At 46.8% G+C, this 15064-nt stretch carries 10 protein-coding genes; 8 read left to right on the top strand and 2 right to left on the bottom strand.

The features are described from left to right. Positions 1–56: 56 nt before the first annotated feature. Complete coding sequence (locus FBF61_RS28185) at positions 57–1769, bottom strand: hypothetical protein (protein ID WP_138483773.1); 1713 nt, start codon at positions 1767–1769, stop codon at positions 57–59. A gap of 25 nt (positions 1770–1794) precedes the next feature. Next, positions 1795–3396, bottom strand: coding sequence for an amidase (locus tag FBF61_RS28190; RefSeq protein ID WP_138483775.1), 1602 nt, complete (start codon positions 3394–3396; stop codon positions 1795–1797). Between the two features lie 429 nt (positions 3397–3825). Here FBF61_RS28190 and FBF61_RS28195 point away from each other — a divergent pair, with 429 nt between their 5' ends. The 8 genes from FBF61_RS28195 to FBF61_RS28230 all read left to right on the top strand — a co-directional run bounded on the left by FBF61_RS28195 (position 3826) and on the right by FBF61_RS28230 (position 15032). Then, the gene (locus tag FBF61_RS28195; protein WP_138483777.1) at positions 3826–4020 is read left to right on the top strand and encodes a hypothetical protein; all 195 of its coding nucleotides are present in this window, start codon (positions 3826–3828) and stop codon (positions 4018–4020) included. 160 nt (positions 4021–4180) lie between these two features. Then, positions 4181–5194: an FAD:protein FMN transferase gene (locus FBF61_RS28200; RefSeq protein ID WP_138483779.1), complete on the top strand. Its 1014-nt coding sequence runs from the start codon at positions 4181–4183 to the stop codon at positions 5192–5194. 51 nt (positions 5195–5245) lie between these two features. Next, positions 5246–7354, top strand: a complete 2109-nt coding sequence (pta, locus tag FBF61_RS28205; protein WP_138483781.1) for a phosphate acetyltransferase — start codon at positions 5246–5248, stop codon at positions 7352–7354. A 20-nt stretch (positions 7355–7374) separates the two neighbouring features. After that, entirely contained in the window at positions 7375–8574 is a 1200-nt protein-coding gene (locus tag FBF61_RS28210; RefSeq protein ID WP_138483783.1) for an acetate/propionate family kinase, read from the top strand. 177 nt (positions 8575–8751) lie between these two features. Continuing rightward, positions 8752–9366, top strand: coding sequence for a TetR/AcrR family transcriptional regulator (locus FBF61_RS28215; RefSeq protein ID WP_138483785.1), 615 nt, complete (start codon positions 8752–8754; stop codon positions 9364–9366). A 58-nt stretch (positions 9367–9424) separates the two neighbouring features. Continuing rightward, the gene (locus FBF61_RS28220) at positions 9425–10744 is read left to right on the top strand and encodes a TolC family protein (protein ID WP_138483786.1); all 1320 of its coding nucleotides are present in this window, start codon (positions 9425–9427) and stop codon (positions 10742–10744) included. Between the two features lie 71 nt (positions 10745–10815). Next, entirely contained in the window at positions 10816–11865 is a 1050-nt protein-coding gene (locus tag FBF61_RS28225) for an efflux RND transporter periplasmic adaptor subunit (RefSeq protein ID WP_138483789.1), read from the top strand. A 20-nt stretch (positions 11866–11885) separates the two neighbouring features. Beyond that, a complete protein-coding gene (locus tag FBF61_RS28230; protein ID WP_138483791.1) occupies positions 11886–15032 on the top strand; it encodes an efflux RND transporter permease subunit in 3147 nt (1048 codons plus the stop codon). Positions 15033–15064 lie beyond the last annotated feature (32 nt).

Below are 15064 nucleotides of genomic sequence, written 5' to 3' on the forward strand. Positions count from 1 at the left end.
AACTGATATTATACCATTGGTAGTGAGGTTGTTTTATTTGTTTTTTTATGAGATTTTCAGGAAAACTTAATGACGTGCTTCACGGGTGTAAATCCTGTCAGGTACACGGAGGGAGCGTCCATCGCAGGTAGGGAACCCCTTAATGCAATGTTTTTGTGCAATGCCACGCCAGGGCCAAAAGTGATGGTGTCATTTTTGAAACTGTACTTGCCGTTGCCTTCCTTCAATAACCAGGAATCCTTGCTGTTCTCAATCTTTGCAGCTTCCTGTAGTGTACCGCCCGGACGGAAAATCAGCTCTACGGCAAATGGTACGCGCTCTGTTCCGGTCGTCGAGATTTCAACTTCCATCCCGTCATTTGTTTCCCGGATCGATATTTTGGTTTCCAGTGTCTGAATTTCACTTTGCGGACGGTTTGCCCTTGGCATTTTCTCCCAGTCTCCGTCGGGATCGATGGAGTCTTTGGGATAAGGCTGAAAATAAGGGCCTTCCAGTTTTTGTGTCAATTCCCAGCTCTTACCGTTTTCGGTTATTTTTTCGGATTGAAATTGACCTTTGCCGAAAAAAGATGTCGCAAACCGCATACCTTGTAAAACTGCCTCGCCTTTCATGAATGTAAACCAAACCGGATTGTTGGCGATAAGCGTGCAATCCCGGTTATTTCTGCGGATACGTACAAGACCGGAATTTGAAAATGTCTTCACATAATCGATCGGTAAGGCACTTCGGCTGGGTAAGTCGGCCCATAAGGTAGGGTCGGTAAGAAAATAATCCAGAAAACCCCCGATTTTAGGGCCCGCTGTTTTTTCAATAAGGTCACACATAGCCGCGTACTCCCCGTTCCGGTCCAGCAATGCCAGGTATCTGTACGGATAGTAATAGTTTTCAAGCGTCCCGATCACCGCTTTGTCCTGCCGTCCCGATGCATCCGTGACAATTTCGCCGTTTGGATGTACATAATACATCGTCATATTCAGGTTTTTTCTTACGACTTCCAGCAGTTCGGGTTTTTTAAGTCCTTTGGCAATGGTAATCAAGAGGCGGTCTGTGAGGGAAGAATATATGAACGTGCTTTTCTCATTAAACTGCCCGTCCCGGTCTATATCGATATGCTCTCCAAGCCATTCTGAAATGCGGTCGGTATATTTTTTGTGCGGCCAGAGTTCATTGAGTTTGGTAAGTGCTGCGCACACCACCCAGCGGTGATTGGGCGTATGAATACCTCCCTTACTGAGTGCTTCGCCTCCGTGTAGCAGAAATGTTTTCAGATTTGGCAGAATAGCATCCGTTCCCGGTGTTCCTGACTTTTCAATCAAGGTGTAAGCCATCGCCAGCCTTTTTACCAAAAATCCGGTATCAGGAGTAGAGTGGAAATTGGTCGACAAAAGGTCAATGGTGCCATCGGCATGCTGGGTTTTGACCAGATATTTCGTGGCCAGGTTCATGTCGGCAAGCAGTCCTGCCGACCTGAAAAATTTTGAATCAGGAGAAAAAACTGCCCAGGCGCCCGACTGAATCAGCGCAGCGGTACTATGTGGATTAAGTATATCAAAACCGTCCTTCACGCCGCCCAAATCCGGGCTTCCGGAGTTTTTTATCTGGTAAGTCAGGAGGGATTCTACCCCGAGATCATTGCGTTTAACCAGCGCAACAAGCCAGTCAGGCATTTTTTGTTCTGTTGTCTTTTTGGGAAAAATACCAGGCCATTTCAACGCAGGTGCAATACAAAGGGCAGCGGAACTATTTTTAACAAACTTTCTTCTATCCATAAAGGTTTAGGGATTATTTTCAGTTTTACAGTTTTACCGATTTTAGAAAACGCGGCGCTTTTCTGTTTTTTGAAACTTGTTCGTAGGCATAAGCAATACTGATCAATCCCGGTTCATCGTAGGCCCGTCCAAGAAATGAAATACCGATGGGTATTTCATTGACATAGCCCATGGGAACTGTGATGGATGGAAATCCGGAAACTGCGGCGGGGCCATAAGAGCCGTAACCTGTCCAGAAATCGCCATTTACCGGATCAATGCACCAGGACGGGCCTGTGGCAGGTCCGCAAAGTGCGTCCAGTTTATTTTTTTCAAATTCAGCCGCAAGAAGTTTTCTGACATTCAGGATCTTTAGCAATGCTTCCTTATACTCTTTGCTATCCAGGTTCCCTTTGGCAGTAGCTATTTCCAACAGCTCTTGCCTGAATGCCGGCATGACTCGGTCCTCATGATTTTTGTTAAATGCAATAACATCGTCCAGCGATTTTACTTTGGCGTTCGATTTGGACAAATAGGCGTTCACGCCATCTTTGAACTCATATTGAAGCAACGTGGATTCTGCATCGCCGAGATCCTGGGTTTTCATATAGTCGACCTCTATCACAATCGCCCCTAGCTTTTTCATCTGATCGATTGCATGCTTAAAAAGCACGTCCACCCTTTCGTGCTCGTTCAAAAAATCTTTTTCAACTCCGATCCGCTTGCCTTTTAGGCCGTCAGGGTCGAGATATACGGCGTAATCTGTTGGGGTTTTAGCCGGAGTATCGCTGGTTGCAGCATCTTCGGGGTCGCGTCCTGTCATTGCACCCAGCAGCATGGCCGCATCAGCAACAGTCCTGCCAAATGGCCCTGCTGTATCCTGGGTTTTAGATATCGGTATAATGCCTGAGCGACTCACCAGGCCTACGGTTGGTTTGATGCCGACAATGCTGTTCATGGACGCCGGGCAGGCAATCGAACCGTTTGTTTCAGTTCCTACTGACACTGCGCAAAGGTTCGCGGCTACCGCCACGCCCGATCCTGAGCTCGACCCGCATGGTGAACGGTCAAGTATGTACGGATTCAGTGTCTGGCCGCCCCGGCTGCTCCATCCGCTGCTGGACCGCGTGGACCGGAAATTGGCCCATTCGCTGAGGTTGGTTTTGCCTAAAATAACAGCTCCCGCATTTCTTAATTGTTTCACAACAAAGGCGTCCGACTGCGCAATGTTACCTTCCAGGGCAAGAGCTGCGGCGGTGGTCTGCATTTGGTCCGCAGTATTGATATTGTCTTTGATCAGTACCGGAATACCATGCATAGGGCCGCGCAGTTTTCCTTTTTTTCGTTCTTCGTCCAGGGTGTCGGCAATGCTGAGGGCATCGGGATTAATCTCAATCACAGCATTTAACATAGGCCCATCTTTATCAAGCCTTGCGATCTGGTCAAGATAACTTTGCGTCACCGATCGGGAGGTAACATCGCCGCTTTTCATTTTTGCCTGCAATTGGGAAACCGTCAGCTCGGATAGTTCAAAATCGCTGCCTCCATCGGATTCGTTTCCTCTGCTTTCCCGACATTGGGCAAGGGGCAATACAAAAGCAGAAAATCCGGCTGCTGAAGTAAGGCGAACAAAGTTTCTTCTTTTCATAGGAATCAAGGCGCTGTTGATGTTCCGGCGCAATATAAAAAACCTTGAAGCCTGTTCTTACTTTTTGGATGTTTTTTCATTAAGCTGGTCCAGCACCCACGTAATAAGCCATGCGGGAAACAGAATGATGCTCGTAATCACCGTAGCAAGGGAAAAAAGAGCAGCCAGAAAAATTTTGATTGCGCGAATGAATAAATTATTCATTTCCGGTTGTATAGTATGTGGGTATGTAGAATAAGTTTTCATTTCGTCCAGGTTAAGTAAATAGTTAATTCGAGGAAGAGTAGTAACTACCCCGCCAAAAAACATAAAAAGGTCCGTTTAGTGCTTGAATTACATAAATATCTGACTAAATTTTAATATTATTTTGACTGGTATAGTTATTTCTTTAATTTTGGTAATGAAAAGTATCACATAAATCATAACGCAATGAATTTCATATCAGGTATTATATATTACAGTGGAAAGCTAATATTCGCTACAATTTTATTTGTTGCGATGATCGTATCTGCGATCATTTCGCTGCCGTTCATCGGAGCCGGGCTTTTGAAGGACGCAATGAATTTGCAGGAGAACCATGAAGTGGACAAGAAGGCGCTCATGGATTTCAATTACTACGGTTGAATTTTTACAAACAAGTCATCATAAAAAAGGATATGGAACCGGTTTCCATATCCTTTTCTGCTTTATGGCAGGTTGCTGGCTGATCTTTGTCAGCCCGGCGCTGTGAATCGCCGTGAATTGGTCAAAATAGCTTAATTTTCTGCCCGTAACCTTTTATTTAATGCTTGCGCTTCACATTTTGACATACATTTCCCGCTTCCGCCTACTGAAAATCACCGTGTTATTACTCGGGGCTGTTTGTTTTCATCCATCTTTCGGCCAGGAACAGCGATATACTTTTGAAAGAGGGCTGATGGGCTCACCTTTCAAGCTCGTTTTTTACGCGGCAAACGCCGAGATCGCCAGAACAGCTTCTGATAGTGCATTCCGCCGCATTGAAAAATTGAATGAAATTTTAAGCGATTACCGGGATGGAAGCGAAATTAATCTTCTTTCAGCCCAGTCGGGCAGTGGAAAATGGATTCCGGTCAGCAAAGATCTTTATGATATTCTCGCAGTTTCCCAGGATATCAGTGCTAAAACCGACGGGGCATTTGATGCTACACTCGGCCCCGTGGTACAGATGTGGCGCCACGCTACCCGCAAAGGCATTTTTCCTTCAAAACCGGAAATCACCCAGGCACTTTCAAAAACGGGCTATAAAAAGTTGATAATGAACCCTTCCGGAAGAAAAATCTTGCTTACGCAAAAAGGGATGAGGTTGGATATCGGTGGGCTGGGGAAAGGTTTTGCGGCCGAGGAGGCAATTAAGGTATTGAGATATTTCGGGATTAAATCGGCCATGATGGATGCAGGGGGGAAAATTGTGCTCACGAATCCGCCCCCTGGTACATCAGGCTGGAAAATCAATATTTCGAATGGCAGCGACTCTCTGAAAACACTGGAACTGGCCAATACAGCATTGGCTACTTCCGGACCTACTTACCGGTTTATGGAATATAATGGAGTGAGGTATTCACATATTGTTGACCCTCAGACTGGTATCGGTTTGTTGTTCCATGTCCGGACCACTGTTATTTCTCCCGACGGTACCGTGGCGGACGCCCTGGCTACGGCTTTTAGTGTGGCCGGGATCGCAAAAAGCAAGAAGTATATGAAGCATTTTTCCGGCAGTGAAGTATGGCTGGTGGAAAAGCAGGACGAGCGAGTTGCGGAATGGAGTACTCTCGATTAGGGCTGGCAACATTATTTTGATACAATTACTATACACTTTGAGACCGCTGACATGACGAAAACAATTTTTATTGCTTCCGCAGAACCTTATTCGGGCAAGTCGGTAATAGCACTCGGGTTGATCAATATGTTATTGGCCAAAACAAAAAAAATCGGTTTTTTTAAACCCATCATTTCCCAGCAGGTCCCTGGTGCGAGGGAAAAACATATTGAAACGATCCTGAATTATTTCTCTCTGCCTATCGCCTACGAGGATACCTATGCCTTCAACCGGCAGGATGTTTTGCAGCATTCGGAAGCCGGGGATTGGGGAGAAATGATCAATACGATTATCGAAAAGTTCAAAAAGCTGGAAGATGCTTATGATTTTACAGTAATAGAAGGAAGCGATTTCCTTGGCGAAGGCGTCGCTTTCGAATTTGAATCCAATGCGGCCATCGCCAAAAATCTCGGAGCGCCGGTTCTGACGATCATCAATGGTGAAAACAAGTCGACTGCACAGATTGTGAGTGCCGCCTTGAACGTGCTGCGCAATTTTGAATCGCGGGAAGTGCAGGTACTAGGTATTGTGGCCAATCGCGTGCACCAGGATCAGGTTGAAGATGTGCGCCAGTTACTGCTGATGCAGCTCCCCTCCGAAATTATGCTGACGGTCATTCCCTGGGACAAAAACCTGCAAAGCCCAACGATGAAGGAAATCGCGGATTCTCTGGATGCCAGAGTTCTTTTTGGCAGCCAGCTGCTTTCCAATCAGGCAGACCACTTTATTACGGGCGCCATGATGCTGCCCAATTTTTTAAACCATATCAAAGAAAATGTACTCATCGTAACGCCCGGCGACCGGGGCGATATTCTGATAGGGACTTTACAGGCCAATCTTTCCGCCAATTACCCGAAAGTAGCAGGGATAGTGCTTACTGCGGGTACCGAGCCCGAGGAACCGGTGATCAGGCTGATCGAAGGTCTTCAGACAATCGTTCCTATATTATCTGTTAAAAAAGGAACCTTTGAAACCACTACAGCCATAGGTGCGATCCATTCGAGGATTACTGCCGATAATACTGTGAAGATCAGCCGTGCCATTGATATATTTGAAAAATACGTCGACAGCGCCGTCCTGGACAATAAAATCATCACTTTCAGGCCGGAAGGAATTACCCCGCACATGTTCCAGTATCAGCTGGTGAAATCGGCAAAAAGCCAGAAGAAGCATATCGTTTTGCCGGAAGGGAACGATGACCGGATATTGAAAGCGGCAGCGCGCCTCATAAGCCAGAATATTGTTGACCTCACGCTTCTGGGCGATCCCGTGGAAATCGGTGCATCCTGGAGGCGGCTTGGGCTGGACCTCGATATGAATGCGGTCAGGATTATCAATCCCGCAACTTCGCAGCATTACGAAGACTATGTTGAGACCCTTTATGAACTGCGTAAAAACAAAAATGTGAACCTCGAAATGGCCCGTGACCTTATGACCGATGTTTCCTATTTTGGAACAATGATGGTATATAAAGGCCACGCCGACGGCATGGTTTCCGGCGCGGTACACACGACCCAGCACACGATCAGGCCCGCTCTGCAGTTTATCAAAACCAAACCGGGCGTTTCCATTGTCTCCTCGGTTTTCTTCATGTGCCTTCCCGACCGCGTAGCAGTTTTCGGAGATTGCGCCGTAAACCCGAACCCTACCGCATCCCAGCTTGCGGATATAGCGATTTCGTCTGCCGAAAGCAGCGCCCGTTTTGGAATCCCGCCGCGTATCGCCATGTTGTCGTATTCTTCAGGGAGTTCAGGCGAAGGGGAGGATGTAGACCGGGTGAGAGAAGCCACCCTAATCGTGAAACAACGACGGCCGGACCTCAAAGTGGAAGGGCCTATTCAATATGATGCGGCTGTCGATCCGATTGTAGGAAGCCAGAAATTATCTAATTCCGAAGTGGCCGGTCGGGCCAGCGTACTCATCTTTCCCGATCTGAACACCGGTAACAACACATACAAAGCCGTACAGCGCGAAACGAATGCTCTGGCGATCGGACCGATGCTTCAGGGACTCAACAAGCCTATCAATGACCTGAGCCGGGGGTGCACGGTCGATGATATTTTCAATACCGTTGTCATTACTGCCATTCAGTGCCAGGAAACCCACGAGCCCATCCAATAGTTTCACGAATTCTTTTGTAAATGAATATTCTTGTCATCAATTCCGGGAGCAGTTCCTTAAAATACCAGCTTTTCAAAATGCCGGTTGAAGAGCCTTTATGCGTAGGGCTGATTGAGCGGATCGGCGAGCCCAATGCCTTCATACGTCACAAAGACCTGCGCGGAGAGCAGCCCAAAATTATGGAAAGGGATATTCTGATCTCGAACCATGAAGAAGGATTGCATCACATTGTAGCTATGCTCCGTGATCCTGAAACAGGAATGATATCAAAACCGGAGGAAATTGACGTCGTCGGGCACAGAGTGGTTCATGGAGGTGAATATTTTTCCGGGGCTGTAGTGATCAACGAGGAGGTAAAGGAGGATATCAGGGAACTGTTTTCTCTTGCGCCCCTGCATAACCCCGTCAATTATCAATGTATCGAATTTGCCGAAAAGGACTTTCCGGCTGCAAAACAGGTGGCAGTTTTTGATACTGCATTTCATCATACCATGCCGGAAAAGGCATTTTTATATGCGATCCCCGAGTATTATCATAGCGAAAAAAAGATCAGGGCTTATGGTTTTCACGGGACCAGCCATAGGTACGTAAGCAAAATAGCAATGGACTGGCTGGGGAAACCTGATGCTAAAATCATCAGCATCCATTTGGGTAACGGTTGCAGTATAGCGGCAATTGACAGTGGCAAATCTGTGGATACCAGCATGGGATTCGGTCCGGTGAGCGGCCTGATCATGGGTACAAGATCAGGTGATATCGATCCGTCTGTGATCTTTCACTTGCTGCAACATGAAGATAAAACTCCGGAAGAGGTACATAACCTGCTGAATAAAGAGTCGGGGTTGCTGGGATTGACAGGTTCTGTGGATATGCGGGATATCCGAAAAGCGCTGGAATCAGGTGACCAGGATGCAGAGTTGGCGATGGAAATGTATGCTTACCGTATTAAAAAATACATTGGAGCCTATATCGCGGTTCTCAATGGTGTGGATGCATTGTTATTTACGGCCGGTGTGGGAGAAAATGATTTCAGGATGCGCGCCAGAATTTGTCACAATATGGAGTATTTACAGATCCATATTGATAACGAGAAAAACAAAATATTCCGTGAGGGGATCAGGGAGATAAATATGCCGGAGTCACAGGTGAAATTACTGGTTGTGCCTACAAATGAGGAGCTTGAGATAGCTCGGGAGTGCTTTGAGTTACTACATCAATGATAACTTTATGCAACTTGAGATAGTATTATTTGAATAAATTTTTCTACTAAACGACCATTTTAAATGGTTGTTTAAATTATTCATTTAAAACACTTGCAGGATATTATTTTATTCCAGACCTTTGGTTTGTAGTAGAGGGAAATTCTATACACAGTAGGAACCTAATTAGCTAAAAAAGTGAGGTGCGTAACAGAAAAAAGTGAGGACAAGATCAAGGAGGCGGCCAGGAGGGTTTTTCTGAAAAAAGGTTTTGACGGAACCACATCACGTGATATAGCACGTGAGGCGGATATGAATATTGCGCTTACGAATTATTATTTCAGAAGTAAGGAAAAGCTTTTTCTAGAGATTTTTAAGGATGTTCTCGATGAATATATCAAGGACATGCTGGAAATACTCAACCGGCCGATCGGTCTGAAGGAGAAAATAAGTGAGATGATAGAAAACGATTTCCGGATGATGAAGACGGAGCCGGACCTGATCATTTTTATTATGAATGAGGTGCATAAGGAGCCTGATCGTCTTTTTTCAGATAATTCAATCTGCAGGTTGCTTGAATCATCTCTTTTTGTAAAACAGCTTGATGAGGGTATTGCAAACGGAACTGTGCGCCCGATCCGTATGGAAAACATCCTCCCGCTAATGAAAGGTTGTATTGAGTTTATTTATGTAGGGAAACACATTCACAAGAATCTTTTCAATCTGAATGACGACGAATTTGAAAAATATGCCCAGGAGCAGAAGGAGCATGTTAAAGCCATGGTCTGCAATTACCTGATGCTGAAAGATTGATTTTTTTTGCCCTTTTCTTAAACAAACATTTAAAATAAACATTTACCGTCTAGCGGCCATGAAATTGAAATTTCATTTACCCATACTTTTGTCTTTATTTTTTGCAGAGGGCGTCCAGGCGCAGGAATTAAGCCTGAACCAGCTGCTGGATGCGGCCTTGAAAAATAATTTTGATGTACAGTCCGCTCAATTGGACGAAAAGAAAACAAATGCAAGAATTGATGAAGTAAAATCGAACCTGTTACCGTCTGTAACTGTACAGGGAGATTATAGACGTTACATCAAGATCCCTGGTCAGGTTGTGCCGGCTAGTGCTTTCGGAGGTCCGGAGGGAACCTACACGACATTGGCATTTGGATTGCCTTATAATTTGTCAACAACTGCACAGGTAACGCAGGCGCTGTACAATCCGTCGGTAAGGTACGCTCTGAAAGCGGCAAACCTGAACCGGGAGCTGACCTCGCTGAGTACTGTGAAAACTAAGGAAGATGTGGCTTACAATGTTACTGACGCATATTACAACTTGGTGACCGTGGTCCAGCAGATGGCATTTCTCGACAGTAACCTGCTTTCACTGGACCGTCTCTACAAGGTTTCGGACTTGCTTTATCAGAACCAGTTGGGGCAGCGGGTAGACAAGGACCGTATCATGATCAACAAAACAACTACGGAAACCCAGCTGGCTACGTTGAAGGATAATTACCAGCAATTGGTGAATCTTCTGAAATTTTACACAGGGACACCTCAGTCCGAACCGCTCCGTATAGCTGTAAGCGTTAGTGAAGTCATGTTGCCCTCGGGTAGCGGTTTTGACGAAAAAAGGCGTACAGATGTAATGCTTCTTGAGAAACAGCGGGAATTGAATTCCTTACAGGACAAGAACATTAAGGCAGGGTTTATACCAACCGTAAACGCTTATGGCACAGCAAATTTGACTTACTATGGAAAAGGGGGTGAGTACTCCACTTTTCAGCAGGTGCCGGGTTACTGGGCGGGATTACAGTTGAACTGGAGCGTTTTTGACGGCTATGCAAGAAAGGCAAAACGCCGCCAGAACGAGATAGATAATGACAAGCTTGCGGTTCAGCTGAAACAGGTGAGCCAGTCGATACAAATGGAAGAAGCGAATGCCAGAAACAAGTTTTCGGTGGAGCAGCGGAATATAGATGCGAAGAAAGAACAGGTTGCTTTGGCAGACAGGGTTTACAAACAGATCCAATTGCAGTTTAAAGAGGGGGTTGTGTCGCTGACCGATGTGATCCAGGCAGAAAACAGCCTTCTGGACGCGCAAAGCAACTATCTGACCTCTCTCGTTCAGATACTGAAAGCAGAACTGGAATGGAAAAAGGCGACCGGTTCATTGATAGCCAAGGAATAATAAGAATTTACAAAATATATAAACCCGCCGGTGGCCTCGCCATGATACCGGTTCTTTAAACACCAGAAACGATGAAACGTCTTTTTATTTTTTTAGGCATAATTGCAGTAATAGGACTTACCGCAGCCAAGCTGCTGAGCAACAAGGAAGCTACAGAAAAGAAAGTCTATATACCCGAAGCGGATCCGAAAGTCGGGGTGAAAACTGCCAGGGCCGAAATGCGGGAGTTGTCTCAGGAAACGGCCTTTTTGGGATCTTTTGCTCCGAATCGAAAAGTAGAGATACGTCCCCAGGCGGGAGGTGAAATCATCCGTCTCAACATCACGGAAGGCCAGGCAATTGGTGCAGGTCAGCAGATCGCAAAGCTGGACGACGACCAGCTCAGGTTCCAAGTCGAGGCTTTGCAGGTAACATTGGAGGGATACCAGAATGACCTGAAAAGGTATGAAGTGCTTGTGAAGGGTGACGCGGTCCCGGCTGTAAACCTGGAAAGGACGCAGCTGAGCATCCGCAGCACGCAGGCGCAGATCAAGCAGCTTAATAAGCAGATCGCCAATACAAATATAGTAGCGCCGTTTTCCGGTATAGTAACTTCCAAACTGGTTGAAAAAGGCTCGGTAGTATCCCTGGGCACTCCTATGGCGGAAATCACCGATATATCTTCATTGAAGCTGGTTGTGAACATCCCTGAAAAATCGGTCAATCATTTTCGTCCGGGCCAGACTATTGATGTGAGAACGGAAGTTTATCCCGGCAAAAGCTTTAAAGGTAAAGTAACGATGATCAGCGCGGAGGGTGATGAGGCGCATAATTACCCTGTAGAAATTACCGTGCAGAATTCGAAAGACAACCCCTTGAAAGCCGGTATGTACGGTTCGATCGCGAATTCTTCCGGCATGAAAGGCGAAACACTAACGGTACCAAGGCAAGCTATCATGGGCTCCGCCAAGCAGCCGCAGCTATATGTGGTCGAAAATGGAAAGGCCGCTTTGCGCGACGTGCAGATCGGGCTGACAACCAATGATTATTACGAAATCACGAAAGGTCTGAAATACAACGACGTGGTAGTGACCAGCGGGCAGATCAATCTTCAGAACGGTACATCGGTGATCGCTCAGTAATATAACCGGACTAAGAAATTATGAAATTCATAGAAACAGTCATCAAACGTCCGTCCATGATTATCGTGCTTTTCGCGATATTGTTCCTGGGCGGGTTGGTATCCTATAATCAGCTGAGCTACGTGCTGCTGCCGGAATTTTCGGTACCTACTATTACCATTACAACCTTGTATCCTGGTGCTGCCCCTTCAGAAGTTGAGGCAGAGATCAGTAAAAAAGTTGAAGACGCAGTATCGGGTCTCGACAATATAGAAGAGGTTACCTCGAAATCGTTTGAAAGTGCCTCGCTGGTGATCGTGCAGTTCAAAGCCGGTACTGATATTGACAAGGCACTGGAAGATGCACAGCGAGATATCAACAATATGCTGAGCGACCTGCCCGACGACGCAGAAACACCATCATTGTCCAAAATATCGCCTAGCGACCAGCCTATCATGCAGCTGCTCGCAACTTCAAATCTTCCCAATGAAGTGTTTTATCAGCAGGTAGAAGACAAATATCTTCCCGTTCTCCAGCAAATAGAGGGGGTTGCGGAAATCAATATGGTAGGGGGTGACCAGCGGGAGATCCGGGTGAATGTGAACAATGATAAACTCAAATTCTACGGTTTGTCCTTATTACAGGTGACCCAGGTGATCAACCAGGCCAACCTCGATTTCCCTACCGGAAAAGTAAAAAGTGCTTCCGAAAACATGACATTGCGTCTGGCCGGGAAATTTACTACCCTGGACGATATCCGCAATCTTGTGATCACTTCACCGGTGAACGGCAGCCCGATCCGCGTGGGTGACGTGGCAAGCATTACCGACGGTCTGGGTGATTCGGAGAGTATCAGCCGGTACAATGGCGTAAATGGTATTGGTTTATTTATAAAAAAACAATCCGACGCCAATGCGGTAGAGATCAGTAAGTCGGTGCAGAAAAAGCTGGCAGATATTGAAAAGATCAATGCCAAAGACAAGGTGAAATTCGCCATTGCATACGATAGCAGCATTTTTACGCTGGAATCGGTTGAAGCGGTAACCCATGACCTGATCCTGGCTGTGGTGCTAGTGGCGGCGGTTATGCTTTTGTTCCTGCACAGTTTCAGGAATGCATTTATCGTGATGGTTTCGGTGCCTGCCTCACTGATCTCCGCATTTCTGTTCATGAATGTAATGGGTTATTCGCTGAACCTGATGACGCTCCTGGCACTTTCGCTCGTGATCGGTATCCTGGTGGATGACTCTATTGTGGTCCTCGAAAACATTCAGCGGCATTTGGAAATGGGTAAAAACCGCTGGCAGGCAACGATCGACGGTGTTACCGAAATCGGATTTGCTGCGATTGCGATCACGCTGGTAATTGTGGTGGTTTTTGTACCAATTACAATGGTGAATTCGGTGATCGCCGATTTGCTGCGCCAGTTTTCATTGACAGTCGCTTTTGCAACACTGATCAGCTTACTGGTGAGCTTTACCCTCACGCCCTGGATGACTTCCAAACTGGCGCGGGTGGAGCATCTTGATCCCAAGAATCCTTTTCAGGCATTTTTGTTAAAATTTGAACAGGGGCTTATCGCCCTTACCAAAGGATATCATAGCAGTCTTGAATGGGTTTTAGGTCATAAACTCGCTTTTTCAGGCATATTGATCGCATTGTTCGGTATGACAGCCTGGGTAATGAGCCTCGGGATTATAGGGTCGGAGTTTGTGGCGCAGGGTGATCAGGGGAAATTCCTGCTGACCATGAAACTGGATAAAAACGCATCTCTCCAGCAGAATAACCTGACGGCAAGAAGCATTGAGGACTATCTTAGGAAAAAGCCGGAAGTAAGCACGATTTTCGCAAATGTAGGTGGTGCAAGTACTGGGTTGAACAGCTCCGGGCAAGGCGAAACGAACCGTACGGAGCTTACCGTCGAACTGATACCGCTGGAAGACCGCGAAAACGGGCAGTCGACGGAATCGTACATGCTCGATGTGCGCAAGCAGCTTGAACAGAAATTTGCCGGTGTGGAGTTCAACTCGGCCACGATAGGGATGGTGAGCTCCGGCGCTTCGCCTATTGAGATATTTCTTTCCGGAGATAACCTGGACGAAACGCTTGTTTCTGCAAATAATCTGGCCAATCGCCTGAAAAAGACACCCGGCGCCAATGACGTGAACGTGTCCGTAGAAGCTGGAAACCCGGAAGTTCGTGTAGATATCGACCGCGAGAAAATGGCGAAACTCGGCTTGGATATCCAGACGGTAGGAGCTACGATGCAAAATGCGTTCGCCGGTAATGACGATTCCAAATTCCGTGACGGAGGCGAAGATTACGACATCCGTATCATGCTCGATGCCTTTGACCGGAAAAATCCGGACGATGTGAAAGAGATCAGCTTCTTCAGTCCGGCGGCGAAACGTCCGGTGCGCCTGGCAGAATTTGCGGATGTGAAGCTTAGTACCGGTCCTTCGGTACTGGAAAGAAAAAACCGCCGTTCATCTGTGACAGTTACTGCCAATACGCTTGGTATAGGCTCGGGGACACTCGTTGCCAATATTCAGCAGGATCTTATCAAAAATCCTCTTCCCGATGATATTACACTAACTTGGGGAGGTGACGCCAAGAACCAGAGCGAAGGTTTCGGTTCTCTGGGGCTTGCAATGCTTGCCGGTCTGCTGCTGGTATACTTCATCATGGTGCTGCTTTACGACAGTTTTGTGTATCCGTTCGTCGTTTTGTTCTCCATTCCTGTGGCTGTGGTAGGAGCGTTGCTGGCCCTGGCGTTATCATCATCGAACATCGGTATTTTCGCCCTCCTGGGTATGCTGATGCTGATTGGGCTGGTGGTGAAAAATGCGATCCTGATCGTGGACTTTGCCAATCAGCAAAAAGAGCAGGGTGTACCATTCAGAAAAGCCATATTACATGCCGGAGAGGAACGTTTGAGGCCTATTCTTATGACAACCATTGCGATGGTGATCGGTATGGTGCCGATCGCTACGGCAACAGGGGCGGGAGCGGAATGGAAAAACTCGCTGGCCTGGGTTTTAATAGGCGGGCTGACCAGCTCTATGGTGCTGACTATCTACCTCGTACCCATGGCCTACTACCTGGTAGACAGGCTTGGGGAGAAATGGGCGGCTTTTCGGGGCAGGTCCGGTAAGGTGCAGGAGCGTGTTGTAACACAGGAGGTATAGGGGGCCGGGTTAGCGGACATAAAAAAATCCCT

The sequence above is a fragment of the Dyadobacter bucti genome (assembly GCF_005869225.1).
GTDB classification, from domain to species: Bacteria; Bacteroidota; Bacteroidia; order Cytophagales; family Spirosomataceae; genus Dyadobacter; species Dyadobacter bucti.